The organism is Rhodanobacter sp. L36 (genome assembly GCF_009765755.1).
Taxonomy (GTDB): domain Bacteria; phylum Pseudomonadota; class Gammaproteobacteria; order Xanthomonadales; family Rhodanobacteraceae; genus Rhodanobacter.
On the sequence record NZ_LMUV01000011.1, the window covers coordinates 403,002 to 426,152 of the forward strand.

The following is a 23,151-nucleotide window of genomic DNA, read 5'->3' on the forward strand; positions in this document are numbered from 1 at the left end:
ATGCATGGCGAGTACGCGGGTTGCCGATGACGTGGAGGGCGATGCCGACGCAAGGCGTGCGACACGTGATGGCGAGAATCGGGATTCTTCACGCCAATTCCCGCGGTATCGAACCATCATGTTCGCCTCATGAAACTCTCGGACAAGCTGGCGATTCTCGCCGATGCCGCCAAGTACGACGCGTCGTGCTCGTCCAGTGGCGGGCAGAAACGTGACTCGCTGAAAACCGGCGGCATCGGCTCGAACGAAGGCATGGGCATCTGCCACGCATATGCGCCGGATGGTCGATGCATTTCGCTGTTGAAGATCCTGCTGACCAATTTCTGCATCTACGACTGCGCGTACTGCATCAACCGTCGCACCAGCAATGTGCAGCGTGCGCGCTTCACCGTCGCCGAAGTCGTGCAACTGACGATGGATTTCTATCGGCGCAATTACATCGAAGGGTTATTTCTGTCCTCGGGGATCATCCAGTCGTCCGACTACACCATGGAAATGCTGGTGCAGGTGGCTCGCAGCCTGCGCGTGGAGCATCGATTCGGCGGCTACATCCATCTCAAGACGATCCCCGATGCCTCGCCGGAATTGCTCGCTGAGGCAGGCCGCTGGGCGGATCGCCTCAGCATCAACGTCGAGATGCCGACCGAAGGCGGCCTGAAGGCGCTGGCGCCGGAAAAGGATTTGCGTGACATCCGCCGCGCCATGGGCCGTTTGCGACTCGGCATCGAAGAAGCGAAGTCGGACAAGAAGGCACCACGTTTTGCACCGGCCGGACAGAGCACGCAAATGATCGTGGGGGCGGATGCATCGAGCGATCGCGATGTGCTTTCCAGCAGCACCAATCTCTACGCCAACTACAACCTCAAGCGCGTCTACTACTCCGCCTTCAGTCCGATTCCCGATGCATCGAAAGCGCTGCCGCTGCGGCCGCCGCCGCTGGTGCGCGAGCATCGGCTGTATCAGGCGGACTGGTTGATGCGCTTCTACGGTTTCAACGTGGAGGAGATCGCGCCGGCCAACGACAGCGGCATGCTCGATCTGGACGTGGATCCCAAGATGGCCTGGGCGCTGCGTCATCGTGGACAGTTTCCGGTCGACCTCAATCACGCGCCGAAAGAAATGTTGCTGCGTGTGCCGGGCCTCGGCGTGCGCACCGTGCAACGACTGATCGGCATGCGCGCGCATCGCAAGCTGCGCTACACCGATCTGGTCAAATTGCGCGTGCCGATGCGCAAGGTGGCGCCGTTCGTGGCGACCATCGACCATCGGCCGCGCGGCGACAGCGAGAGCAGTGCGCTGCGCCATCTCGATGCATCGCTGCACGACCCCGTGCCGCGCCAGGCGGATCTGTTCGGCCACTGATGCGCGTCGTCGTTCTTCACGATGGCAACGACCTCGCAGAATGGCGCACGCACGCGCGCGCATTGCTCGCCGATGGTTTGTTGCCCTCCGACGTGCAATGGCAGGTTGGCGAGATCGCAGGATTGCTTCCCGCGGATGCGTCGCCGGCCGACGACAAGCCTGCAGTTAAAACCGGCACCGTGCCGCGCGAATTTCTGAGCCTGGCCGACACCGTGCTCGCGCACGCCGACGCGCGTCGCCACGCCGTGCTGTATCGGTTGCTCTGGCGAATGACTCACGGCGAACGCCATGTGTTGGGCATCGCATCCGATGACGATGTGGCCTGGTGCGAGCAGGCGGCCAAGGCAGTGCGACGCGACATGCACAAGATGAAAGCGTTCGTGCGCTTTCGCGAAGTGAAGCAGCTGGAAGGCTCGGTGTTCATCGCGTGGTTCGAGCCATCGCACGCGATTCTTTCGCGCGTCGCGCCGTTTTTCGTGCGTCGCTTCGCCGGCATGCACTGGTCCATTCTTACGCCTGCACGCAGCGTGCATTGGGACGGCCAGACGCTCACCTTTGGCGCGGGCGCACAGAAAGGCGATGCCCCGAACGAGGACGCACTGGAGGCGTTGTGGCTCACGTATTTCGCCAACGTGTTCAATCCGGCGCGTCTGAAAGTGCAGGCAATGAAGAACGAGATGCCGGTGCGCTACTGGAAGAACCTGCCCGAAGCCGTGCTGATTCCCGGCCTGATCCGCGATGCCACCGCGCGGATGGATGCGATGGTGCAAAGCGCGCCCACCACGCCGAAAAAACATATTCCCGCGCCCGTCGAGCGCATTGCAATGTCACTGCCCGATGGCAGCATCGACGCATTGCGCAGGCAGGCGCAGCAGTGCCGCGCGTGTCCGTTGTGGGAGCCGGCGACACAGACGGTGTTTGGCGAAGGCCGCGACGATGCACGCGTCATGGTGATCGGCGAACAGCCGGGCGATCAGGAAGATCTGGCCGGACGTCCGTTCGTGGGCCCGGCCGGACAGCTGTTCGATCGCGCGCTGGCGCAGGCCGGCATCGCGCGCGACGCGCTTTACATCACCAATACCGTCAAGCATTTCAAGTTCGAGCCGCGCGGCAAACGCCGCCTGCATGCGCGCGCCAACGCGCAGGAACAGGCGGCGTGTCGACCGTGGTTGCTTGCCGAAATCGAGCGCGTCGCACCGAAGGCCATCGTCTGCCTCGGTGCCATGGCGGCGCAGGCCATCTTCGGCAGAAGTTTCCGGCTGCTCGAACAGCGCGGGCAATGGATCGACCTCGATGACGGCACGCGTGCGTTCGCCACTGTGCATCCGTCCTATCTGCTGCGTTTGCCTGACGAGCGCGCACGCCACGAAGCCACGGCACACTTCGTGCGCGATCTTTCGATGTTGTGCGAGGTGATGACATGAATCGCGCCAAAGCGGTGCAGCATCAAAATATCGGCTTTTCCGATGTTAGGCTCTCCGGAAGGTTCGCCGCTTTTTAGAATTCGCGGCGGATCATTGCAACAGGGGGAGAGATGATGTTTCGGAAATCCGTTGCGGCGGTGTGGCTTCTTGCCGCCTTGTTTTCCGCGACTGCCAACGCGGCCCTCGATACGACCGACCCTGCCATTATTCACTCCCCCATCGACTACCCATCTTCGGCAGTAGCGGCAAGAGAAGAAGGCGTCGTTTCCGTTGTCGCAGAAGTGGACGTCGATGGCCGGGCCACTAATGCGAAAGTGTCCAAATCCAGTGGGTATCCCGATCTGGACGCGGCTGCATTGCAGAACATCTCGCGCTGGTCGTTTCGGCCCGCGACAAAAGACGGCAAGCCGGTGGCGCACTGGGTCGCCGTGCCCATCAATTTTCAACTGAAGTACGACGCAACCGGCAACTTTGCTTTGCCTGAGCGGGCATTGGTGACGCTGGCGGGCATGCTGTTGAGTGTCCTGGGTGGATGGATCTGGGTGGTCGGCATTGCATGGTCCGTTGTTCTGGCGAAGCGGCAGTCGATTCTCTGGCTTTCCTTTATGGTCGCGTTGTGGGTCGTCACGTATCCGCTGTTCGTGGCAGCACACTGGTCTTCCACGAAGCGAAACCTGATGGTCGTCTCGCTCGGCGTCGTTTTGTTTTTTCTCGGGCGCTATCTCGCGCCCTCGACATATCCGTCGATCTGATTTTTTCCAAGGCGCGAAGGAACCCGCGTCCGTTGTGAATCATTGAATCCGGAAAACGAGGCGAACCTTTTCAGCCGGCTGGTTGATGGCTGTTGAACACCGCTAGCTGCGCATCAAACGCGCGCTGAAATGCAGGTCGTGCTTCGCCACGCGCAACGTAAGCGGCGATGTTCGGATAGTCGCCGAGCATGCCCAGCGGCTTCGAGCGGAACAGCACGCCGATCATCATGAGGTCGCCCGCGCTGAACGCACCATCGAGCCATTCGGCATCGCCAAGGCGTCGGGAAAGTTCGCCCAGCGTTTTATGCACGCGCGCATCGAGCATCGGCAGGCGCTGTTCGAACCACGGCTTGTCGCGTTCCATGATCGCGGCCATGCCGCGTTCGACCAGCGGCGGTTCCACCGTGTTGAGCGCGGCGAACAACCAGGTGATCGCGCGTGCACGAGCATTCGCGTCATCCGGCAGCAAGCCCGCACGGGTCTGCGCGAGATGCAACACGATCGACCCCGATTCGAACAGCGCGAGCCCGCCCTCCTCATAGGTGGGAATCTGCCCGAAGGGGTGCAGCGCCAGATGCGCGGGCTCTTTCATCGCGGCAAAAGAAACCAGTCTGACCTCGTAAGGCTGTCCGACTTCTTCGAGTGCCCAGCGAACACGCATGTCGCGCGCGAGTCCTCTGCCCCGATCGGGCGAATTTTTAAAAGCGGTGATGGTGGGAGTCATTGATGGGTTCCATGGAGCGATGGGCGATGGCAGACACGAATCGATGTTCTTACGGCAGCGGTGCGCAGCAGCGCATGGCTGCTTTTCACTGCCGGGGCACGAGTTCGCCGATGACCTTGCCGTTGCCATCGAGCATCTGCAGTGACGGTGAGCCATCGCTGGCGACCTTCATCACGATGCGCGGATGGCCCTGCAAATCATTCATGGCGAGCTGCACGCTGCCGTCGGTGTTGCGTCCGAGCAGGATGCGTCGGGTCGGGCCGCCGTGTTCCGCAAAAAAGGCCTTGAGCCTGGCGTTCTGCTGGTCCGCCGGCAGATCCTTGATGGACGCCAGCAACTGGATTTCCTCGAGGATCGAATAATCCGGATAGTCGTTGAACTGCAGCTTGGTGTAACGGCCGTCCTTTTCCTGGTGGGAATCCAGCGCCATGGTCTGGTCCTGTTCGTAGGCGTCGAAAGACAGGTGGCCGTGTGATTCCCTGGTGCCGTCCTTGTTCTTCTCGCCACCGAAGATCAAGCCGCCATTCTCGGTGCCTTCGTCGTTATAGAAAATCATGCCTGCGGTCTTTCGGTCGGGGTGCGGATATTCCTTGCCCTTGATGAAGATGCCCGGCGCGCTGGCGGCATCGGTGATCACCAGCCGAAGCGTGCCATTCGGCTCGCGCACGTTGATGCGCTGCACGTCCAGTTGATGGACTGACAACTTTTCGGGTGTCCGCGCAAAACCGCTGAGCACCGTGACGGCAAACACGGCAGTGAGCACGCCGGCGTAGATCATCAGGAAACGCTGGCCAATGGGCTTCATGGGCTTTGCCTCTTCGCTGGAACAAGGGTGCCGGAATGGTTGCATGAGCCGCGCAAACGACAAACCGAGTCAGCGAGCAAGGCGTCAGGCGCGCTGTGCGAACACATGACGCCGTCATTCCTTGTTGCGTTGGCCGATGCGTATCAATCGCGTCGCGCGGCTTCGATCGCGGCAACGTCGATCTTCGACATCGTCATCATCGCTTCGAACACGCGTTTGGCGACGGCAGGATCCGGATCGGCGATGCCGGCAGTGAGGACGCGCGGGGTAATCTGCCAGGACAGGCCCCAGCGATCCCTGCACCAGCCGCACTCGCTGGCTTGGCCGCCGTTGTCGATGATCGCGTTCCACAGGCGATCGGTTTCCGCCTGGTCGTCGGTTGCCACCTGAAACGAGAAGGCCTCATCGTGCTTGAACGCAGGGCCGCCGTTCAATCCGAGGCACGGAACGCCCATGACATTGAACTGGACCGTCAATACATCGCCCTTCTTGCCGGCGGGATAGTCACTCGGCGCGCGAAATACCGCACCCACGTTGCTGTCCGGAAACGTCTTGGCGTAGAACGTCGCGGCATCCAGCGCGGTGCCGTCATACCAAAGGCAGATCGTGTTCTTGCTGACCATGTGATTTCTCCTGATTCAAGGCAACGAGGGTGCCTTTCATGGTTACGACGAACGAGGGGCACGCAGATCGACATGGCCATGAGGACGCCACGACGTGTCGGGTCGGAGTGTGTCATCCGCGTCATGGCAATGGACGTTTGCTAGGATGCAGCGCCGGAGACTGCCGGGCGTTGCGGCGGCTATCGCCTTGTCCATGGCCTGGAGGCCTGATGAAAATCTTGCGCACTCTTTCGATTCTCGGTCTGGCGTTCGCGGGCTTTTCCGCCTCGGCGCAAACCACCTTGCCTGCGGTGAAAGTGACGGCGCCGGCGTTCTCGACGCAACACGGGGGCTACCTGATCTCCGGTGACTTCCGGGTCGATCCGCGCATGCCTTCGGTCGTTTTTCCCGCTCAGGCACTGGTGCAGGACGATATTCTCAGCATCGAGCCGGTGCATCTGCAGGACGACGAATATCTGGTACTGCAGGAGTGCGCTTCGGCGGGTTGCCATGATGCGTCGCTGGTGCGCTTCTGGACTGCCACCAACATGGGTGGCGACGACACCGTGCGCAACCGGGTGCGCATTACTCACGAGAACAAGTACTTCATCTTTCTGGCGCGCCTGCCGGAAATCTCTGGCAAGAGCTGCGGCATGACCACCTTCATCGGATACAAAGAGGTCGTGACCTGCGGGAGTCACTTCACCAGCTTCGAGCAGATCAGCCCGCCATTGACGCTGATCCCCACCGGCGACCTTTCGATGTACCAGAAGGACCCGCTACAGAAAGTCGCCATGAACGACCCGGTGAAAGTGGCCAAGGAGACGCACGAAGGCTCGACTTACGTGGTGACCTATGTGGGCGGCAGCGTGGTGCGTGTCCGTCGCATGCATGGTGAAAAGGGCAACTAGCGACATCCGCCGCCGCTGGCGTTTCGCCGCACGGATTCGATGCATTTCATGGTCGCAACCACTGTTTCTCAAATCGATCAGCTCGGAAAACTTCTTCATCAGTAGTGGTCCCGACTCTTTGATTTTCCGTCTACGCCTGACGAAATAAACTCATCTGCGAACGGCCTTTGATGCCCATGTCCATGCCGTGTCGCGAGGAAATGTCTTGATCCATGACATCGTGATTGCCGGCGCCGGTCCGGTCGGATTGTTTCTGGCCTGCGAACTGCGCCTCGCCGAAATTCCGGTGCTGGTGCTGGAACAGGCCGAGGATCCGCACACGCCTCTGAAGGGACTTCCGTTCGGCATGCGCGGCCTTTGGGCGTCAACCATCGAGGCTTTCGAGCGGCGCGGATTGCTTGACGACATCGCGTTGCCGCAGCCGGTAAAAGTCGGCTGGGGCAGCGGCGCTTCGGCGTCCACGTCGGAAGCGAAACCGCGCCGGTCGGCGGGGCATTTCGCGGGTATCCCATTCGACGACGACCATATCGATACCTCGAAATGGTTGTATCGCCTGCCGGGCTCGTCCGTCACTTCGATGGTCACGGATATGGCGCATCTCGAATCCGCGCTTGCTACCCGTGCCATCGCGATGGGTGTGGAGATCAGGCGCGGCGTCGGTGTCGAAAACTTCGCTGCATCGGATGACGGCGTGACGATTCACGCCGGTGGCGAAACCTTGCACGCGCGCTGGCTCGTCGGTTGCGATGGCGGGCGCAGCACCGTGCGCAAGCTGGGCGGCTTCGAGTTCGTCGGCACCGATGCAGAGTTCACCGGTTACTCGTTCCAAGCCACGATCGCCGATGCCGAAAAGCTGAAGCCAGGCCGCAACTACACGCCGACCGGCATGTATGCGCAGACGCAACCCGGCGCCATCGCGATGGTCGATTTCGATGGCGGCGCTTTTCATCGAACCCAACCGGTTACGCGCGAGCACGTGCAAAAGGTGCTGCGGCATGTCGCCGGCGTCGACGTCACCCTGACGTCGCTCGAACTCGTCACCACCTGGACGGATCGTGCGTATCAGGCGACGACCTATCGCAATGGACGCGTATTGCTCGCAGGCGATGCGGCGCATATCCATTCGCCGCTGGGCGGGCAGGGCCTCAGCCTCGGCTTTGGCGACGCGATGAATCTCGGATGGAAGCTTGTTGCTACCCTTCGTGGCCACGCGCCGGCCGGCCTGCTCGACACCTACGCGAGCGAGCGGCATCCGGTTGGCGCGCGGGTGCTCGACTGGTCACGCGCGCAGGTCGTGTTGATGCGGCCGAGTCCACACTCACGCGCACTCGAATCCATCATTCGCGACCTCATCGACACGCGTGACGGCGCTACCTATTTCGCCGAGCGCCTGTGGGGTGTTTCCATTGGTTACGATCTCGGTGGCAGTCATCCATTGGCAGGTCGCAGCGCGCCGAATTTCGAGTGGGCCGACGGAACAAAGCTCGGCGAACTGCTCGCCAGCGGCAAAGGATTGCTGCTGGATTTCAATGCCGATGCGCCGCTTCGATCGCTCGCCAACCGATGGCATGACCGCATCGCCTATGTCGCCGGCGACGTCAAGAATCGGCTGGGTTTGAGCGCGGTGCTGGTGCGACCTGACGGCGTGGTTGCGTGGGCCAGTGAGGCCGCGCCCGATCAAGAAGCGGCGGCGGAGGCTGCCTCTCGATGGTTCGGCGATCCCGAGGCAGTGCTCCAGGAATAAAGGTCAACGATGGATATCCGCTCGCTCGTCTGCGTCGATCGTTGATCACGAATCGCGCTTCGATTCGTACTCCCGCGAGAACTGAACGCAGCCAGGTTTCTATCCTTGAAGCCGCGCGCCCGTCTGCACCTCACTCAACGCCCAGAGTTTTTCCGCGGCAACAGGATCGATGGCATAGGGCCGCACACCGGCGGCGTGCAATGTGTCTTGCGGACCGGCGGCTGTTTCCGTGACGACCGGTGCGATATCGCAGTCTTCGAGATAAATGGCGCCGCGGCCATCGAGTTGTCTACTGGTGGCTGCCCATACGCTGGTGGCCGCGCCTTGCTGGGGACTCTTCATGCCGCGTGCGATGTCGACGACGGGCTGGTCGTTTTCATCCAGTGCGTCGAAGCCGCGCAGCTCTTCGTTGGTGAGATGGCGCACGAGCGGGGTCACGATGGCGCCCGGGTGAACCGCGAAAGCGCGAATGCCGTCGGCCTTGCCGCGCACATCGACACCGACAGCGAGCAACGACGTGGCTGTTTTGCTCTGGCCGTAAGCGATCCAGCGATCGTAGTCGCGCTTGTGGAAATGCGGATCGTCGACATCGACGGCGGCGTAGCGATGACCGCGCGAGGAAAGCGCCACCACGCGCGCGCCGTTCGCACGCAGTAGAGCTGGCCAGAGTCGCACCGCAAGTTGGAAATGGCCGAGATGATTGGTGGCGAACTGACGCTCGTAACCGCGAGCGTCGCGCTCGAGTGGACAAGCCATGACGCCGGCGTTGTTGATCAGGATGTGCAGCGCTCGATTGCGCGCAAGCACTTGTTCGGCGAACGCGTCGATGGACGCCGGAGCGGCGAGATCCATCGGCAGGATCTCGGCATCAATCCCGGCCAGCGCATCGCGCGCCTTGCCCGCATCACGCGCAGGCACGATGACATGCGCACCGGCGCCCCGAAGTGCGCGCACGGTTTCGACGCCGATGCCCGAATAGCCACCGGTGACAATCGCCAGCTTGCCGGTGAGATCGACACCGGCGATGACATCGGCGGCGGTGGTAGCGGGGCCGAAGCCCGAAGGAAGAGGGGTTTGCATGGTGGACTCCTGCTGGATCGATGGTCGCGTTGATTTGCTGGCCACCACGATAGTCGCCATGTCGCGGACGATGAATGCTTGAAAATCCCGGATGCATGCGTGATCGTACTTAAATGACCAGCGACTCCATCACCGATGTACTCCGCCTCGCCGACGCGCAATCCGTGGTGTCGGGCGGTTTCACGGCGGGCGGCGCGTGGGCCGTGCAATTTGCACCACCGGACAAGCTGAAGTTTTTTGCCAATGTGCGCGGTGGCTGCTGGTTGCGCCTGGACGACGAAGCCGAGGCCACGCACATCGAGTCCGGCGACGTTGTGCTGCTCGCGGTGGAGTGCGGCTTCGTCATGGGCAGCGATTTGACGGCGACGCCCCGACTTGCGCATGACGTTTTCGCCGGGCGCAGCACGAATATCGTTGCAGTGAACGAGGGCGACGAGGTGCTGCAGATCGGCGGCCACGTTCGCCTGCATCGCGCGTACGCGCCGATGATGTCGGCTGCGTTGCCGCGACTGATCCACGTGCGTGCATCGTCACCGCAGGCTGCGCCGATACGCTGGCTGCTTGATCGCATGACCGAGGAATGTGCAGTGGATCTGCCCGGCTCAGGCGCAGCCAAGACGCAGCTCGCGCACTTGTTGTTCGTGCACATTTTACGCGCGTACCTCGCTTCGGGCGACGTGATGCCGGCCGGCTGGTTGCGCGCCGCAGCGGATGCACGACTCGCGCCGGTGTTGCGCATGATTCATGCAGAGCCGGGTCGCGCCTGGCGGCTGGATGATCTGGCACGCGCGGCGGCGATGTCGCGCACGATCTTCGCCGCACACTTCAAATCACATGCCGGCGTGGCGCCGCTCACGTATGTGGCCGAATGGCGCATGCGGCTGGCGCAGGATGCGCTGCGTCGCGACAGCGTGCCGGTGGCGGTGCTCGCGCGTGATCTTGGCTACAGCTCGGAAAGCGCTTTCAGCCATGCGTTCAAGCGCGTCGTCGGCGTGTCGCCCAGTCGTTATGCAGGTTCACTTTTGCATTGAGGGCGATGCAATTTCGTGCCCAACGCCGGACCGTTCAACCCAGGGTGGGTTGCGCCGACGGTTGCGCTGGCTGCAACGCGGGCTGCTCCGCCTGCGCAGGCTGCACTGCTTTCTGCGCGATGACTTGTTCCCACGCCTGACTGCTTTGCGCCACGGGTGTCTGCACGGCCTGCACGGTATCCACCTGGGTGATTTGTTTCAGCGGTGAATGCAACTCGCCCTGCACGGCGAACGTTTTCACTGCATCGTTGCCCAACGCGACGTGGTGGATTTCGTGCATGTCATCGCGTCTCGCCGCGACGACAAGCGCGGCGGCCAGGTTGTCGCTGCGTTGATCCGGCGTGCGTCCATGCTGCGCGTCCAGCACGTGGACACCTTGGCGAGCCTGCTGAAAAAGTGCGTGGTCGGGATGGGCTGCATCGTCGAGTCGCACGGTGGCAGCCGGTTCGCTGGCGGAGGTCACCGGCGCGTAAGTGTGGGTGCTGATCGTGTGCCGAAACTGCGCGTGCGTTGGCGGATGGGTACTGTTATCCACGTAAGGCATGGGATGCGTGTTCGCCCCCAAGTCGATGCCGTTTTCGGCCATGATCCGCGGGCTCAGATGAAGCTGCGCGAGATTGACGTCCATCTCGTGCCCGGCAGGCGCGGCATGTCCGGGTTGCGGATGAGTCGGCGGGTTGTAGCTGCGCTCGTAGTTGCTGGCGAGGCCTACCGCGTAGGAGCCGTAATAGTTGGCGTAACTGGAATTGCCATTGTGCCCGAGGCTGGCGCCACGATCGAAATAATTCTGGCCCATGCCTTCGATGTTGTGCGGCGTGGCAGCCATGGTCATGTCCGCATTGAGCGTGAGGTTCGGCCTGACTGCATAGGTCGGCGGAAAGTGCGAACGATCCACGTCGATGAAATCGCCCATGCGTCCCGGACTGCGCGCATAAATCTCAGCCAGGCCCGGCGCGGCCTGATGATGATCCGTTGCATCCTTTTGCGCGGCGCTGACGATGGCATTCCAGCCGGAAATTTCGGCGCCTGCCTCGTCACGCCGATTGGCGGCGATCATCGCGCCGATGGGGGCGGTGTAGTCATGCCGATGCGCGGGTGATTGGGCAATGGCTTGCAGGTCGGTTGCAAACGTCTCCTGCGCCGTGGCGGCCGTGGCGGCATTGAAGCCATGCTGCAATTCGTGGCCCAGCACGAAGGTCGGTTCACCGATGTTGAACGCGCCGCTGGCTGGCGAATTCAACATTGCCAGCGGAAGACGCATCTCGTGCGCGGCGGCGTTGTATTCGCCACCGGCATGGGGGTTGTTCAACGGCACGATGTGCTGCAAGTGGCCTTGGGCGACCGCGTTGTTCACTTCATCGGTCAACGCGGGCGATGCGTCGAAGGTGGCCTGAAGATTTTTCAGTTGCTCTGCAGTGACGCCCGGCTGGGTGCCGAAGGCCGTCACGATGGCTTGCGCTTGCGTGCTCAGCGGCATGGCTGATCTCCTTAGCGCAGCAGAACGCGGCGGACGCAATTCGGGCCGATCGGTTCGCCGGTATCGCTATGCGAAACGAACGGATACACCTCCACCCGCATGCCGACTCGTTCGAAATAGTCGAACAGCCAGCGATCGTGTTCACCGCGCATCGAATGGCGGGCGAAACCCATATGTTCGAGCGCGCCGGTGACGTGCGCGAAATCCGGATCGCAGATGTCCTTGCTCGACGCGTCCTTGCCCGGCAAGGGATCGAAGCTCAGGCTCACTTCCGGATGGCCCGAGCTGGGAATCTGCCGCTCGACGCTGAATGCCCATTCGCCCGAAAGTGCCTGCCCGTAACCGTAATGCTCGGGCGTCTCGATGTTGATCGGCACGCCGATGGTCTGCTGCAGACGATCCGGCGTGACGTCCTGCACCACGTTGGTCGTGCGGATCAATTCAACGAACCGATCCAATGCCTGTTTCGCGGTGAGCGACGAATGCGTTGCGGGAGAGGCGTTGCTCGTTGTCGGCGTGGTCATCGCAAGATGCTCTTTGGCGGATTGGGTGTGTGAATCCATCACGGCCGATACTGGCCGACATGCGCCAAGAAGAATGAGCGTCATGGCGATGGAAACGTTGCCGATGCGTTTGCGTGGAGTGCAAGTGGTTCGATGTTTCGATGCGTGCTTCATTCGCCAATGCAGCATGTCGATCTCCTTTCGCGAGAAATGCCAGCGGGCGGACGACCGAAGGTAGTCGACGCACACATCCGGTGGCAAGGATTGTCTGCCGGCGCAAATGCGGGAGCTACCGAAACGAGGCGTAACAGACAAAAAGGAATATTTCGCGCCAGTCATGCCGTCGGCTCAGTCGTCGGAAAGCCAGCCTTTCGATTTGAACCACAGCAGCGGAATGATGATGCTGAGCGCGATGGTGGCAAGCGCGAGCGGATAGCCCCAAGGCCACGAAAGCTCCGGCATGTATTTGAAGTTCATTCCCCAGATGCCTGCGAGAACGACCGGCGGAATCGTGGCGACCGAGGCGACGGTCAGCAGCTTCATCACTTCGTTCTGGTCGGTGTTGATGAAGCCGAGGATGGCGTCGAGGAGGAACGCCAGTTTGTCGGTGAGCTGTTCGTCGAACTGGTCGAGCATGCCCAGATCGTGCTGGATCATCTTCAGGCGTACGTGTTCGTCTTCGGGCAACCAGCTTGGATGGTGGTCGCAGACAGTGAAGATCAAACGGCGAAAGCCGAGCAGCGACGATCTCGTGCGCGCAAGCCGCGCCTCCAGTTGTCCCACGTGAAGCATGAGTTCGCGCAGGGCCTTCGTGCGAAGGCGATGCGTGACGAAAACCTCATCCGACAAATGGACCAGATCGGCGGCGATGTCTTCCATGCTTTCGGCCATGCGGTCGGTGATGACTTCTCCGATCGTGGCGAAGATGTCGCAACTGCCTGGTGCTTGTTCGCAACCGTCCAGTTGCTCGCTGACCCGCGCGACCGTCTTCGACGCGTGGTAGTGAAGTGTCACCAGTATTTTTCGTGCCAGCACGATTCCCAGCGGAGAGCTCGGCGCATCGTCCTTGACGTCGATGTACACCGGCATGTGCAGATAGACGGCGCCATTGCGTTTGCGATTTCGGCTGGATACGCCGATGCCACTGATCTGTTCGCGCGTCGGCATCTTCAGGCCGGTCGCGTATTCGACTGTGGCCACTTCATCGGCAGATGGATCACGCAGGTCGAACCACGCCGTGTGATCCGGGATGGTTTGCCCTTTTTGCCAGGACGCGAGCTGCTTGTTCTCCGGGTCGTAGAAGGTCAGCAAGTGGTTCTCCTTGGGAGGGATGAACACGCATCATCCATCGTGTCTTTTACCAAAGGCGTGGTGGATGACTGCGTGAACGCGCGCCTGAGAATGTCATGGCATCGCAGCGAGTGCATCCATGGTTTCACCGATTGATCAACCGTGCCGGGATACGTTTGCGTCGTATCTGCCTGATCCGTCGGAGAGCCGTCATGAGCCGTTACATATCCGCCACCGATCTCGGCATTCATGTGAAAAAGAATGACGAGGAAAGTCTGTTCAAGTGGTTGCTGGCAAGCTTTCTGTTCGGCAAGCGCATAAGCCAGAAAATCGCCGCGCAGACCTGGCGGGTGCTGGTGGAGACACATGGGCGCGACACGCCGCGCAAGCTGTGCAACTGCACCCATGCCGAGCTGGTGAAAATGCTGGGTGAAGGCGGCTATGCGCGCTACGACGAATCCACTGCCGACCGCCTGGCGCTGTTATGAAAGAACTTGATCGCCGAGTACCACGGTCGCGTGCTCTACATCGCGGACGCTGCGGAGAGTCGCGCCGAATTTGAACGTCGGCTGCTTGCGTTCAAGGGATTCGGTCCGGTGACCTTGCGCATCTTCATGCGCGAAGCACAGCCGGTGCTGTTTCCGAAATGACAAACTGGCGTTCGCGCCTTCGCCAACAGAAGCGCGCTATGGCGTCGATGCGATATCGACCAGCACCACCTTGCCGCGCAGGTGGCCTTTTTCCAGGAAATCCTGCGCAGCGGCGGCTTCTTCAAGCCTGAAGGTCTTCGCAATGTGCGCGCGCACCTCGCCTTCGTCGATCAACGCGGCGATGCGCGTCAATTGTTCGCCGCTGGGTTTTGCCTTGTAGCCGACGACGCGTACGCCGTACTCATCGGCTTTCTCTCGCGACGGTTCGCCCAGCGTGGAAACCAGGATGCCGCCGCGCCGAAGTACCTTGAACGAACGATCGCGCGTGTCGCCGCCGATCAGGTCGTACACCACGTCCAGATTTTTCACGAGTTGCTCGAACGGCTCGCCGTGATAGTCGATCACTTCATCCGCGCCCAGTTCGCGCACGAAATCGATGTCGTGCGCCGAGGCGGTCGCGATGACATGCGCGCCTGCGTGACGCGCGAACTGCACCGCCATGTGACCCACGCCACCGGCGCCACCGTGGATCAGCACGCGTTGCCCGTTGCTCAGTTCGCCATGATCGAACAAACCTTGCCAGGCCGTGAGCGCGGCGAGCGGAACGGCCGCCGCGTGTGCGTGATCGATCGACGTGGGTCGAACGGCGCATTGGTCCGCTTTCAGGATCACGTATTCCGCATAGGTGCCGTGCGTCATGTCGGACATCGCGTAAACCTCCGCGCCGGCCTGCACGGAGCCGATGTTTTTGCCGACCCGCTGCACTACGCCGGAAGCATCGCGACCCATGGCATACGGCAGCTGGCTCTCGCCAACCTGCGGATAGCCGCCCGAACGAATCTTGAAATCGACCGGATTGACGCTCGCGGCGTGAACCCTGAGCAGGACTTCATCGTCCCGCAGTTCGGGCACCGGAACGCTGTCCAGTGAAAGCACATTGGAATCGCCAAAGGCGTGGATGCGCACGAGCTTCATCTGGGTCTGATTCATCACGGATTCTCCGGCGTGGCCATTTCGAACGCGGGAAGCGCATTCGGAAAGTGGAGAGCGTGCGTGTTCGGAGTTGAAATGACGGTGAAGTTTTCCGGGGCGTGGACAGCGCGTGCTCGCTGCCCACGTTTTTCTCCGGTCAGCCCGGCAGATTCACCACCGGCGTGAACCCGCCGAAGATCATCCGTTTGCCGTCGAACGGGCAGTCGCTGGCGTCCTGCATGCGCGGGTCCTGCATGAATTTTTCCATGCCGGCATCGCGCGCGGCCTTGTCGGGCCATTCGACCCAGGAGAAAACCACCGACTCATCGTCCTTGGCCTGCACGGCGCGACGAAAGTCAGTGAGTTCTCCTTCGGGCACATCTTCGGCCCAGCACTCCATCACGCGTGTGGCGCCGACTTCCATAAAAATGGCGTCGAATTTGCTGGCGTGCGCGATGAACTGATCGCGATTGGCGTTGGGGACAGCGATCACGAAACCATCGACGTAAGACATGGTGTTCTCCTGTGTAGTGAGCTGCCTGTATGGCAGCTCTCGTTGATGCGACGAGCGGAAGCGGGAGCAATCGACATCGTATAAAACGATTTCCTGTGCTTGTCTGCACGGAAACGCCCCAAACGGCGTCTGCCGTTGGATACTTGAACCTTGCAGCTCAAAGCACCTGGATATCATGGGCAAGGGAAGACTCGAAGCGTTCAGCGATGGCGTGCTGGCGATCATCATCACCATCATGGTGCTGGAGATGAAAGTGCCGCACGGTGACGGCTGGGATGTACTGCTGCCATTGATGCCGACCTTCCTCAGCTACGTGCTGAGCTTCACCTATGTGGGCATTTACTGGAACAACCATCACCACATGTTGCACCTGACGCGCGGCGTGACCGGCAGCGTGTTGTGGGCCAACCTGCATCTGCTTTTCTGGCTGTCGCTGTTGCCGTTCGCGACGGGCTGGATGGGGGAGAACCATTTCACCGCTGCGCCTTCCGCACTTTACGGCGCGATCCTGCTGATGGCTGCGGCGGCGTACTGGATTTTGCAACGCACGATCATCGGTTGCCAGCCGGGAGATTCACCGCTCGCACGCGCGATCGGCAACGACTGGAAAGGCAAGCTGTCGCCCTTCATCTATTTGCTGGGCGTGGCGTCCGCGTTCTGGCGCCCATGGTTATCGGGTGTGTTCTACATCCTTGGCGCGCTGATTTGGCTCGTACCGGATCGGCGAATCGAGCGCGCCGTGATGGACGGCCATTCGTAGTTTTCGATTCAACCGCCGCCGTAGTTTCAGCTGCGACGGCGAGTCGAGCCTTTCGCAATCATGATCACGATGAGCGCGATGGTAGCGACGACGAGTACAACCGTCGTTGCGGCTGGATGCGCGATACGCAGCAAGCGCAACGTTGCAAGCACCACTGCGATGTAGACGAATATCGTCATCCAGCCCTGCCAGCTTTTCGGCGAAATGCCGAAGCCGATGCGCTTGGGGCCGAACCAGGGTTTGTTCTCTTCGGTCATGGCGATCTCCGCTTTCCCTTCGCGTGCGTGATGAAAAACCATCATGCCACCGTCGTGCGAATACGGCGAAACCGAGAGAAGTGACGCGACCGGAACAGCGCGTATTTTATTTCGACGCTTTGGCCATCTGATTCAGGATGACGCTCGGTGCAATACGGCTCATCAACTTCAGCACATTGCTCAGGCCCGGGCGAATTTCCAGCTTGCCCGCTTCGATGCCTGCGATCGCTTTCTGCGCCAGCTTGATGACATCCATGCCTTTCTGTCCTTTCATCTCCTCGGCGAATTCACCGTGAAGCAACGGTGTTTCCACCGCCGGTGGTGCAAGCTCCACAATCGTCACGCCTGTGTTGCGCAACTGGATGCGCAGGCACTGGGTATAGGCGTGAAGAGCCGCCTTGGCTGCGGAGTAGACGGGCGAGATGGGGAAGGGAACAAACGCCAGGCCGGATGACACGTTGACGATCAGCGCGTTCTTTCGCGTTTTGAGGTGAGGCAGGAACTGCTGAATCATCCGGATCGGCCCGTTCAAATTGATCTCGATCTCCCGCGTGACATCGTTCAAATCGCGCGGCGCCTGCAACTTCAGGTTGCGCATGATCCCGGCATTGTTGATCAGCACATCGAGCTCGGGAAACTTCGCGGTCACCTGTTCATGCAGTGCGCGGATGTCGTTCTCGTCGGACACGTCGCTGCGAAAGGTGACGAGGCCTGGAATCTCGCGGCTCGCAATGTCGAGCTTTTGCTGGTCGCGCCCGGTGACGATCACCGTATTCCCGCGCTGGCGAAGTTGCTTTGCGAGCTCCATGCCGATGCCGCTGGTGCCACCGGTGATCAGGATGGTTTTGTGTTCGAGTTTCATGGGGTGCTCCGGAAGTTGAGGTAGCCATTGGCATTCCTCATTCTGGGTTCCACACTGCCGAAGTAAAAGAAGGCACTTTAAAGTTTCATACTTACCTGAAAGAGAGTGTGGAGATGGCGCGCGTGGCGAAATTCACCGACGAGCAAATCGCAATCGCGAAGCACCACGCCTCGCTGACGCCTCCCGCGCAGATCGATCCGCGCATCGACGCCTTGGTGAACGACTTGATCGGTCGGGTCACCGACAAGTGGACCATGCTGATCCTGGAAGTGCTCACGGAAAAAGGTGAGCTGCGCTTTACGCGTCTCAGCGAAGCCATCGACGGCATCAGCCAGAAAATGCTGACCCAGACACTGCGGCGCATGGAACGGGATGGCCTGATCACTCGCACCGTGCATCCCGTCGTGCCTCCCAAAGTGGAATACAGGCTCACGACGTTGGGACTCGGTCTCGGCGCGGCTTTCTGCGGCGTCTGGATATGGGCGTCGGATAACCTGGAGCAGGTCGAGCAGGCGGGTCGTGATTTCGACGAGGTTGGCAAGGCTTTCTGAGAGTCGGCGCGCTGGATCAGTCGCACAACCGAACGTCAAGCCCGGTCTCATGGATGAGTGACGACTGTTTCGCTCAGCCTCTTTCCTTCATCGACCTGAAAAGCACATAGCCGGCTACGGTGAATGCAACGGCGTAACCGAGTGCGTACGCGTGGATGTCGACGTTGGGAATGATTGCCTTGCCGGGATCGTGCTTGAGGTATTCCAGCATGCTGTAGGTGTATGGAATCACGTAGCCGTACTTCCACGAGAGTGCTGCCAGTGCGCCGATCCACATCAGAAATCCGACGCCCAGTGGCACCAGAAAATTCCGGAAGCGCAACCCGAGCAAATACTGCAGCGCGACGATGGGCAGGCAATCGATGAAGTACATCGTGTCATCGTGCAGAAATCGCGCCGACGGCAACGAGTCGTGCGGATAGGGCGCCACAGCGACCAGCAGCGTGGGAACGATCGCCGACAACCAGATACCCACGTTGAACAACACGAAAAACTGCACGATCAGCACCACGATGACGGCGAGCTTGGATAGAAAGATGGCGCTCGGATGGAGCGGGAGTGCATGCACCTGTTTCCAAGCATTGTTGCGGTGTTCGATCTGCGTGATGAGGCTGGTGATCAGGATCGCGAAGAGCGGCAGGAAGAATATCGCCATCGACTGCCATGAACTTTGCCAAAGACTCAACCAGAAGCCGTTTGCCGCATTAATGTGTACCAGCCGTTCGTGCTGAACCAGCCGAGCGACGATGACGACGAGCGGCGTGAAGAGGCTTCCGCCGAGCACCAGCCATCCGGCGAGGCTGTGTCGCGTCTTCAGCCATTCGCTTTCGAATGCGCGCGCCACGGCGATCATGCCGCGTATCCCACCATTGCGAGGTAAATCGATTCCAGATCGTGGCCGCGGCTGCTCAGGCTGTAGACGTCCACCCCCGCATCGATCAGTTGCCGGTTCATTGCTGCCATACGGTCGTCGGCCATGGCCGGCAACACGATGCCGTTCTCGTCGACGACGCCGGCCATGCCGATCCCTGCCATGATTTTCAGGGCGCGCTGGTCGTTCGTGGTGCGAACATGCAACGACGCGGTCGTCTGCTGCTGTTGCCGCAACTGCGTCATCGTCCCTTCGAACCTCATGCGTCCGTCACCGATGATGCCGACGTGCGTCGCCAGCTTTTCGATTTCCGCCAAGAGGTGACTGGACAGAAGAATGGTGATGCCGTCCTCGCGACTGAGCCGGACCAGGAGCTGGCGAATCTCGACCATGCCGTTGGCATCGAGTCCATTGGTCGGTTCGTCGAGGATGAGAAATTTCGGCCGATGCAGCAGCGCCATCGCGATGCCGAGCCGTTGTTTCATGCCGAGTGAAAACTGGCGGACCTTCTTGCGCTGTGTTCCGGACAATCCGACCAGTGCCAGCACTTCCGGAATGCGTGGCGTGGGACAGCGATGAATGCGCTGGAGCACCGAGAGGTTTTCGCTTGCAGTGAGATGGTCGTAGGAAGAAGGGTTTTCGATCATCGAGCCAACGCTGGCAAGTATTTCAACCCGATGCTGTTCGAAGGTGCGGCCAAAAATGGAGATATTGCCTTGCTGGCGCTTGAGCAAACCCAGCAGCAGACGCAGCGTGGTGGTCTTGCCTGCGCCATTGGGCCCGAGGAATCCATAGATGCTTCCTGCCGGAACGTGCATGTTGACACCGTCGAGGGCGATTTCCCGATTCGAATAGCGATGGATCAGGTTGGATGTCTCGAGACAGTACATGTCGGCGTATCCGTGGCGCTGCCAATGAAAAGGCACAGAGAGGGCGATTCGACGCCGGAAACCGGCATCAGACGATTGATTAAGTTGATATAAGAGTTAAACTATCAGCACGAAAATTTATGTCAAGCTTAAATTTTGGAGCTGATGTGGTCATCGAACTCGCAACCGTAACCATCCAGCATCGCAGCGCAGGCTTGCGCCGTTTTGTCACTTCGCTATGCATTCTGCTGATCGTTTTGCTATTGCTTGAACGCTTCGGTTTTGCGCTGGAACAACTCGTTCACAACGGTCCGGGAAGACAATCGTTTGGACGTCTGGCCGTCCAGATGATTCATGCGTTGCCTGAAGCGTCCTACTTGCTGGCGCTGTGGTGGATACGACAAGCGCTGAACGCTATCGCGCAAGGCGAGCTCTATGGTCCGACCATCCAGCACATGCTTGATCGCGTCGGGCTCATGCTTGCTGTCGGCGCGTTCGTCAGCGTGTTTCTGGTGCCTGGACTGTGCCGCGTGCTCGGATACGACCCGGGTTACTGGATCGCCTATGATGTCTCCGCGCTGGTGTTGGGCGCGATCGGACTGTCCCTGAAAGTCATCGCCGATGTGTTGCGTCATGCCGCAGGCGTCCAGGCGGAACTGGACGGAATTTTCTGATGCCCATACGCATCGCATTGGATGAAGTCCTCGCAGCAAAAAAGATGAAAGCCAAACAGTTGGCCACGCTTATCGGTGTGAGCGAAACGCATTTGTCGCTGTTTCGCTCAGGCAAGGTGCGTGGTGTGCGCTTCAGCACGCTGGCACGACTGTGTGCAGCGTTGAATTGCCAAGCTGGCGATTTGCTCACCTATGTGCACGATGAGGCGGATCTGGCTGCGAGCGAGGAAGCGATCGAATGACCCTTCGTGGCAAGCCCTTCATAGCGAGCATCTTTGAAGCTGGCGTCGCTGCCTTTATCCTGACGATTCGTCACGCCGGGGAGGCTATCCCGTTTGGCCTTGCCTGACTCAACCGGAATTCGATGATGGATGCCTTCAGTTATCTCTCTGTGCTGCTGTCGATCATCCTCGGTCTGGCGATCACGCAGGTGTTGCAGGGCTTTCGCGGCCTGATGCTCGCGCGCAAGCGGCTTCATGCTTATTGGCCATGCATCGCGTGGGCCGTGCTGCTATTGGTGCTCGACGTGCAGGTGTGGTGGGCCATGTACATCCTGCGCTGGCGCCATGTCTGGAGCTTTGTCAGCTTTGCCGCCGTGCTTGCGCAGACGATTCCGCTGTACCTGCTGGCCGGCCTGGTATTGCCGGATGCCGGAACGCACGAACAGCTCGACCTGCGCAGGCACTACTACGACAATCATCGGTGGTTCTTCACCATCCTCGCGTTGCTGCTGGCAGCGAGTTTCATCAAGCAACTGGTGCTCTTCGGCAACCTCCCGGTGTCGTTGGATACCGGTGTCCAGTTGCTCTTTCTCATCGCAGCCGTAGTCGCCGCCTGCACCTCGCGCGAGTGGTTTCACAAGGCTCTCGTGCCGTTCAGCGCCATCACCATCGGCGCCTATATCGCGTTGTTGTATCCGTATCTGCATTGACGGTGATGCTGGCTGCTGCCATCAGTGGCAGATCGGCAAAGGGATGGGCAATGTTGGCAAATGAAAAGCGCCGATCCATGCGGAGCATTTTTCGGGCCGAAGCTGATTCACCCCTTGGTTGACCCGCGTCGGCTCGTTGCTGAAACCGTACTTCGCATGGTCGTAGAGCAAACCGTTGTCCACATGCCAAACGCTGGTCTCCATCAACGCGTGGAGAATTGAACCATCAGGATTATTCGCGCAATCGTGCCGCCTGGATTTCGGTCATGCTTTTCATGCCGACGCTCCAGTGTTCGCGCTCCACTTCGGTCAGCACGATCGTTACAACGTGCTCCGGCACCTGCAATGTGCGCATGGCGATGGCGGCTACTTCTTTCATGAAAGTATCTTTCTGCTGCGCGCTACGACCGGCCAGCAGTTGCACGTTGATGATGGGCATCGTTCTTTTTTCCGTGGGGATGAATGGATGCTGCCAGCTTCGGCCTGGTCGGTATCAGAAGTGACCGACTCTCGATTTCTGTTGCACGAGATCGACGACGACCTTGCCGTCGCTACGCGAATTGCCGACACGCTCATGCGCCGCTGCCACCGTCGAAAGATCGAAACGCTCCGGGTCCACGCGCGGGTAAAGCTTGCCGGCATCCACAAGGCGCGCCGCCTCTCGCAGGATGTCGCCGTGATGTTCCTTGCCGATGCCGGTGAGTAACGGGAGCAGGGTGAAGACGCCGGAATAGCTGCCGCCGCGGAATGACAGTGGTGCCAGCGCATGCGTACCCCAGCCCAGTGCGCTGACCACGTGGCCGAAGCGCGCAACGGATTTGAACGACGCATCGAGAACTTCGCCACCGACGGTGTCGACGACAATATCGAAGCCGTCGCCATGCGTGTGCGTCTGCAGATAATCCTCCGGACTTTCCAGGTGCCGATCGATGGCGACGGCACCGCAAGCCAAGACCAGTGCTGCGTCCGCCGCGGAGACGGTGGTAAATACTTGGGCGCCGAACGCGCGCGCGATCTGTATGGCCAGATAGCCGACACTACCTGCGCCGCCGTGAATCAGTACACGCATGTCCTTCGACACGTGCGCACGATCGACCAGGCCTTCCCACGCCGTAATGAAAGCCAAGGGCAGCGCAGCCGCTTCACGCATGCCGAGTGCGGCAGGCTTGCGGGCGAGCAGGGATGCGTCCACGGCGGCGAATTCCGCAAGCGACCCCTGCACGCCGCCCACGCCGCCTGTCATGCCGAAAACCTCGTCGCCCATCGCGAATTCGATGACGCCGCTACCGATGGCGACGACGATGCCGGCCATGTCGATGCCCAGTACCGCCGGCAAAAGTTGCTTTGCATGTGCAGCGTTGCCGGCACGAATTTTCAGGTCGAGTGGATTGACACCGCTCGCATGAATCCGGACGAGTACCTGACCGTCTGCCGGAACAGGGACCGGCAGTTCGACGAGTGAGAAAGGCCCGTCGATGTGATCGACGATGGCGGCTTGCATGGTGCGATGGGTAGTCATGGGGATACGTAGTGGG

General features: G+C 60.5%; 27 protein-coding genes and 1 pseudogene. 13 read left to right on the forward strand and 15 right to left on the reverse strand.

The features are described from left to right. Nucleotides 1-129: 129 nt before the first annotated feature. The 3 genes and pseudogenes from GSQ73_RS11465 to GSQ73_RS11475 form a co-directional block, all read left to right on the forward strand. Nucleotides 130-1,275: pseudogene (locus GSQ73_RS11465) on the forward strand (putative DNA modification/repair radical SAM protein); the annotation flags it as partial. A gap of 86 nt (nucleotides 1,276-1,361) precedes the next feature. Continuing rightward, entirely contained in the window at nucleotides 1,362-2,786 is a 1,425-nt protein-coding gene (locus GSQ73_RS11470; protein WP_158884110.1) for a UdgX family uracil-DNA binding protein, read from the forward strand. 113 nt (nucleotides 2,787-2,899) lie between these two features. Then, the gene (locus GSQ73_RS11475; protein WP_158884112.1) at nucleotides 2,900-3,538 is read left to right on the forward strand and encodes an energy transducer TonB; all 639 of its coding nucleotides are present in this window, start codon (nucleotides 2,900-2,902) and stop codon (nucleotides 3,536-3,538) included. Nucleotides 3,539-3,608: 70 nt separating this feature from the next. On the opposite strand, the gene GSQ73_RS11480 is transcribed toward GSQ73_RS11475, so the two are convergent. The 3 genes from GSQ73_RS11480 to GSQ73_RS11490 all read right to left on the reverse strand — a co-directional run bounded on the left by GSQ73_RS11480 (nucleotide 3,609) and on the right by GSQ73_RS11490 (nucleotide 5,690). After that, entirely contained in the window at nucleotides 3,609-4,262 is a 654-nt protein-coding gene (locus tag GSQ73_RS11480) for a glutathione S-transferase family protein (protein ID WP_158884114.1), read from the reverse strand. A gap of 85 nt (nucleotides 4,263-4,347) precedes the next feature. Further along, a complete protein-coding gene (locus GSQ73_RS11485; RefSeq protein WP_158884116.1) occupies nucleotides 4,348-5,067 on the reverse strand; it encodes a hypothetical protein in 720 nt (239 codons plus the stop codon). A gap of 143 nt (nucleotides 5,068-5,210) precedes the next feature. After that, nucleotides 5,211-5,690 (reverse strand): VOC family protein, encoded by a 480-nt coding sequence (locus tag GSQ73_RS11490; RefSeq protein WP_158884118.1) that lies wholly within the window; start codon nucleotides 5,688-5,690, stop codon nucleotides 5,211-5,213. Nucleotides 5,691-5,899: 209 nt separating this feature from the next. On the opposite strand from GSQ73_RS11490, the gene GSQ73_RS11495 reads away from it, so the two are divergent. Both GSQ73_RS11495 and GSQ73_RS11500 read left to right on the forward strand, forming a co-directional pair. Next, entirely contained in the window at nucleotides 5,900-6,580 is a 681-nt protein-coding gene (locus GSQ73_RS11495) for a hypothetical protein (RefSeq protein WP_158884120.1), read from the forward strand. Nucleotides 6,581-6,785: 205 nt separating this feature from the next. Further along, entirely contained in the window at nucleotides 6,786-8,324 is a 1,539-nt protein-coding gene (locus GSQ73_RS11500; protein WP_158884122.1) for an FAD-dependent monooxygenase, read from the forward strand. A 99-nt stretch (nucleotides 8,325-8,423) separates the two neighbouring features. Here the strand turns inward: GSQ73_RS11500 and GSQ73_RS11505 are convergent, their stop codons facing one another. Further along, entirely contained in the window at nucleotides 8,424-9,404 is a 981-nt protein-coding gene (locus tag GSQ73_RS11505; protein ID WP_216844768.1) for an oxidoreductase, read from the reverse strand. A 113-nt stretch (nucleotides 9,405-9,517) separates the two neighbouring features. Here GSQ73_RS11505 and GSQ73_RS11510 point away from each other — a divergent pair, with 113 nt between their 5' ends. Next, nucleotides 9,518-10,435: an AraC family transcriptional regulator gene (locus GSQ73_RS11510; protein WP_158884126.1), complete on the forward strand. Its 918-nt coding sequence runs from the start codon at nucleotides 9,518-9,520 to the stop codon at nucleotides 10,433-10,435. Nucleotides 10,436-10,469: 34 nt separating this feature from the next. Here the strand turns inward: GSQ73_RS11510 and GSQ73_RS11515 are convergent, their stop codons facing one another. The 3 genes from GSQ73_RS11515 to GSQ73_RS11525 form a co-directional block, all read right to left on the reverse strand. Continuing rightward, nucleotides 10,470-11,912, reverse strand: a complete 1,443-nt coding sequence (locus GSQ73_RS11515) for an XVIPCD domain-containing protein (protein WP_158884128.1) — start codon at nucleotides 11,910-11,912, stop codon at nucleotides 10,470-10,472. An 11-nt stretch (nucleotides 11,913-11,923) separates the two neighbouring features. Then, complete coding sequence (locus tag GSQ73_RS11520; RefSeq protein WP_158884130.1) at nucleotides 11,924-12,436, reverse strand: hypothetical protein; 513 nt, start codon at nucleotides 12,434-12,436, stop codon at nucleotides 11,924-11,926. A gap of 327 nt (nucleotides 12,437-12,763) precedes the next feature. Beyond that, nucleotides 12,764-13,753 (reverse strand): CorA family divalent cation transporter, encoded by a 990-nt coding sequence (locus GSQ73_RS11525; protein WP_158884132.1) that lies wholly within the window; start codon nucleotides 13,751-13,753, stop codon nucleotides 12,764-12,766. Nucleotides 13,754-13,917: 164 nt separating this feature from the next. Here GSQ73_RS11525 and GSQ73_RS18060 point away from each other — a divergent pair, with 164 nt between their 5' ends. Beyond that, nucleotides 13,918-14,193 (forward strand): hypothetical protein, encoded by a 276-nt coding sequence (locus tag GSQ73_RS18060; RefSeq protein ID WP_254063391.1) that lies wholly within the window; start codon nucleotides 13,918-13,920, stop codon nucleotides 14,191-14,193. A 6-nt stretch (nucleotides 14,194-14,199) separates the two neighbouring features. Then, nucleotides 14,200-14,355 carry a hypothetical protein gene (locus tag GSQ73_RS18065; protein WP_254063392.1) on the forward strand — a complete coding sequence of 52 codons (156 nt, stop codon included), beginning with the start codon at nucleotides 14,200-14,202 and terminating at the stop codon, nucleotides 14,353-14,355. Nucleotides 14,356-14,391: 36 nt separating this feature from the next. Here the strand turns inward: GSQ73_RS18065 and GSQ73_RS11535 are convergent, their stop codons facing one another. Together GSQ73_RS11535 and GSQ73_RS11540 are read right to left on the reverse strand one after the other, a co-directional pair. Further along, entirely contained in the window at nucleotides 14,392-15,345 is a 954-nt protein-coding gene (locus tag GSQ73_RS11535; RefSeq protein ID WP_216844769.1) for an NADP-dependent oxidoreductase, read from the reverse strand. 139 nt (nucleotides 15,346-15,484) lie between these two features. Further along, nucleotides 15,485-15,841: a DUF1428 domain-containing protein gene (locus GSQ73_RS11540; protein ID WP_158884134.1), complete on the reverse strand. Its 357-nt coding sequence runs from the start codon at nucleotides 15,839-15,841 to the stop codon at nucleotides 15,485-15,487. A 175-nt stretch (nucleotides 15,842-16,016) separates the two neighbouring features. On the opposite strand from GSQ73_RS11540, the gene GSQ73_RS11545 reads away from it, so the two are divergent. Further along, the gene (locus GSQ73_RS11545; RefSeq protein ID WP_158884136.1) at nucleotides 16,017-16,601 is read left to right on the forward strand and encodes a TMEM175 family protein; all 585 of its coding nucleotides are present in this window, start codon (nucleotides 16,017-16,019) and stop codon (nucleotides 16,599-16,601) included. A gap of 26 nt (nucleotides 16,602-16,627) precedes the next feature. Here the strand turns inward: GSQ73_RS11545 and GSQ73_RS11550 are convergent, their stop codons facing one another. Next, nucleotides 16,628-16,858: a hypothetical protein gene (locus GSQ73_RS11550; RefSeq protein ID WP_158884138.1), complete on the reverse strand. Its 231-nt coding sequence runs from the start codon at nucleotides 16,856-16,858 to the stop codon at nucleotides 16,628-16,630. A 106-nt stretch (nucleotides 16,859-16,964) separates the two neighbouring features. Next, nucleotides 16,965-17,720, reverse strand: a complete 756-nt coding sequence (locus GSQ73_RS11555) for an SDR family NAD(P)-dependent oxidoreductase (protein ID WP_158884140.1) — start codon at nucleotides 17,718-17,720, stop codon at nucleotides 16,965-16,967. Nucleotides 17,721-17,842: 122 nt separating this feature from the next. On the opposite strand from GSQ73_RS11555, the gene GSQ73_RS11560 reads away from it, so the two are divergent. After that, nucleotides 17,843-18,271 carry a helix-turn-helix domain-containing protein gene (locus GSQ73_RS11560; protein ID WP_254063393.1) on the forward strand — a complete coding sequence of 143 codons (429 nt, stop codon included), beginning with the start codon at nucleotides 17,843-17,845 and terminating at the stop codon, nucleotides 18,269-18,271. Nucleotides 18,272-18,344: 73 nt separating this feature from the next. Here GSQ73_RS11560 and GSQ73_RS11565 read toward each other — a convergent pair whose 3' ends face one another. Together GSQ73_RS11565 and GSQ73_RS11570 are read right to left on the reverse strand one after the other, a co-directional pair. Next, a complete protein-coding gene (locus GSQ73_RS11565) occupies nucleotides 18,345-19,124 on the reverse strand; it encodes an ABC transporter permease (protein ID WP_158884144.1) in 780 nt (259 codons plus the stop codon). Next, nucleotides 19,121-20,032, reverse strand: coding sequence for an ATP-binding cassette domain-containing protein (locus GSQ73_RS11570; protein ID WP_158884146.1), 912 nt, complete (start codon nucleotides 20,030-20,032; stop codon nucleotides 19,121-19,123). The genes GSQ73_RS11565 and GSQ73_RS11570 overlap by 4 nt, the downstream gene beginning before the upstream one ends. Before the next feature lie 146 nt (nucleotides 20,033-20,178). Between GSQ73_RS11570 and GSQ73_RS11575 the strand changes: the two genes are divergently transcribed. The 3 genes from GSQ73_RS11575 to GSQ73_RS11585 all read left to right on the forward strand — a co-directional run bounded on the left by GSQ73_RS11575 (nucleotide 20,179) and on the right by GSQ73_RS11585 (nucleotide 21,616). Further along, the gene (locus tag GSQ73_RS11575; protein ID WP_158884148.1) at nucleotides 20,179-20,685 is read left to right on the forward strand and encodes a DUF2975 domain-containing protein; all 507 of its coding nucleotides are present in this window, start codon (nucleotides 20,179-20,181) and stop codon (nucleotides 20,683-20,685) included. Next, on the forward strand, nucleotides 20,685-20,927 hold the full coding sequence (locus GSQ73_RS11580) for a helix-turn-helix transcriptional regulator (protein WP_158884150.1): 243 nt from the start codon (nucleotides 20,685-20,687) through the stop codon (nucleotides 20,925-20,927). The genes GSQ73_RS11575 and GSQ73_RS11580 overlap by 1 nt, the downstream gene beginning before the upstream one ends. A gap of 125 nt (nucleotides 20,928-21,052) precedes the next feature. Further along, nucleotides 21,053-21,616, forward strand: coding sequence for a hypothetical protein (locus GSQ73_RS11585; RefSeq protein ID WP_158884152.1), 564 nt, complete (start codon nucleotides 21,053-21,055; stop codon nucleotides 21,614-21,616). Between the two features lie 232 nt (nucleotides 21,617-21,848). On the opposite strand, the gene GSQ73_RS11590 is transcribed toward GSQ73_RS11585, so the two are convergent. Both GSQ73_RS11590 and GSQ73_RS11595 read right to left on the reverse strand, forming a co-directional pair. After that, nucleotides 21,849-22,055 carry a tautomerase family protein gene (locus GSQ73_RS11590; RefSeq protein WP_158884154.1) on the reverse strand — a complete coding sequence of 69 codons (207 nt, stop codon included), beginning with the start codon at nucleotides 22,053-22,055 and terminating at the stop codon, nucleotides 21,849-21,851. Between the two features lie 54 nt (nucleotides 22,056-22,109). After that, nucleotides 22,110-23,135 (reverse strand): zinc-dependent alcohol dehydrogenase family protein, encoded by a 1,026-nt coding sequence (locus GSQ73_RS11595; RefSeq protein ID WP_158884156.1) that lies wholly within the window; start codon nucleotides 23,133-23,135, stop codon nucleotides 22,110-22,112. Between the last annotated feature and the right edge of the window lie 16 nt (nucleotides 23,136-23,151).

What these genes read in the sequence shown, in the direction of transcription:
- GSQ73_RS11470 (WP_158884110.1), top strand. Translation starts at nt 1,362, where the DNA reads ATGCGCGTCGTCGTTCTTCACGATGGCAACGACCTCGCAGAATGGCGC.
- GSQ73_RS11475 (WP_158884112.1), top strand. Translation starts at nt 2,900, where the DNA reads ATGTTTCGGAAATCCGTTGCGGCGGTGTGGCTTCTTGCCGCCTTGTTT.
- GSQ73_RS11480 (WP_158884114.1), bottom strand. Translation starts at nt 4,262, where the DNA reads ATGACTCCCACCATCACCGCTTTTAAAAATTCGCCCGATCGGGGCAGA.
- GSQ73_RS11485 (WP_158884116.1), bottom strand. Translation starts at nt 5,067, where the DNA reads ATGAAGCCCATTGGCCAGCGTTTCCTGATGATCTACGCCGGCGTGCTC.
- GSQ73_RS11490 (WP_158884118.1), bottom strand. Translation starts at nt 5,690, where the DNA reads ATGGTCAGCAAGAACACGATCTGCCTTTGGTATGACGGCACCGCGCTG.
- GSQ73_RS11495 (WP_158884120.1), top strand. Translation starts at nt 5,900, where the DNA reads ATGAAAATCTTGCGCACTCTTTCGATTCTCGGTCTGGCGTTCGCGGGC.
- GSQ73_RS11505 (WP_216844768.1), bottom strand. Translation starts at nt 9,404, where the DNA reads ATGCAAACCCCTCTTCCTTCGGGCTTCGGCCCCGCTACCACCGCCGCC.
- GSQ73_RS11510 (WP_158884126.1), top strand. Translation starts at nt 9,518, where the DNA reads ATGACCAGCGACTCCATCACCGATGTACTCCGCCTCGCCGACGCGCAA.
- GSQ73_RS11515 (WP_158884128.1), bottom strand. Translation starts at nt 11,912, where the DNA reads ATGCCGCTGAGCACGCAAGCGCAAGCCATCGTGACGGCCTTCGGCACC.
- GSQ73_RS11520 (WP_158884130.1), bottom strand. Translation starts at nt 12,436, where the DNA reads ATGACCACGCCGACAACGAGCAACGCCTCTCCCGCAACGCATTCGTCG.
- GSQ73_RS18060 (WP_254063391.1), top strand. Translation starts at nt 13,918, where the DNA reads ATGAGCCGTTACATATCCGCCACCGATCTCGGCATTCATGTGAAAAAG.
- GSQ73_RS11535 (WP_216844769.1), bottom strand. Translation starts at nt 15,345, where the DNA reads ATGAATCAGACCCAGATGAAGCTCGTGCGCATCCACGCCTTTGGCGAT.
- GSQ73_RS11540 (WP_158884134.1), bottom strand. Translation starts at nt 15,841, where the DNA reads ATGTCTTACGTCGATGGTTTCGTGATCGCTGTCCCCAACGCCAATCGC.
- GSQ73_RS11545 (WP_158884136.1), top strand. Translation starts at nt 16,017, where the DNA reads ATGGGCAAGGGAAGACTCGAAGCGTTCAGCGATGGCGTGCTGGCGATC.
- GSQ73_RS11550 (WP_158884138.1), bottom strand. Translation starts at nt 16,858, where the DNA reads ATGACCGAAGAGAACAAACCCTGGTTCGGCCCCAAGCGCATCGGCTTC.
- GSQ73_RS11555 (WP_158884140.1), bottom strand. Translation starts at nt 17,720, where the DNA reads ATGAAACTCGAACACAAAACCATCCTGATCACCGGTGGCACCAGCGGC.
- GSQ73_RS11565 (WP_158884144.1), bottom strand. Translation starts at nt 19,124, where the DNA reads ATGATCGCCGTGGCGCGCGCATTCGAAAGCGAATGGCTGAAGACGCGA.
- GSQ73_RS11570 (WP_158884146.1), bottom strand. Translation starts at nt 20,032, where the DNA reads ATGTACTGTCTCGAGACATCCAACCTGATCCATCGCTATTCGAATCGG.
- GSQ73_RS11580 (WP_158884150.1), top strand. Translation starts at nt 20,685, where the DNA reads ATGCCCATACGCATCGCATTGGATGAAGTCCTCGCAGCAAAAAAGATG.
- GSQ73_RS11585 (WP_158884152.1), top strand. Translation starts at nt 21,053, where the DNA reads ATGGATGCCTTCAGTTATCTCTCTGTGCTGCTGTCGATCATCCTCGGT.
- GSQ73_RS11590 (WP_158884154.1), bottom strand. Translation starts at nt 22,055, where the DNA reads ATGCCCATCATCAACGTGCAACTGCTGGCCGGTCGTAGCGCGCAGCAG.
- GSQ73_RS11595 (WP_158884156.1), bottom strand. Translation starts at nt 23,135, where the DNA reads ATGACTACCCATCGCACCATGCAAGCCGCCATCGTCGATCACATCGAC.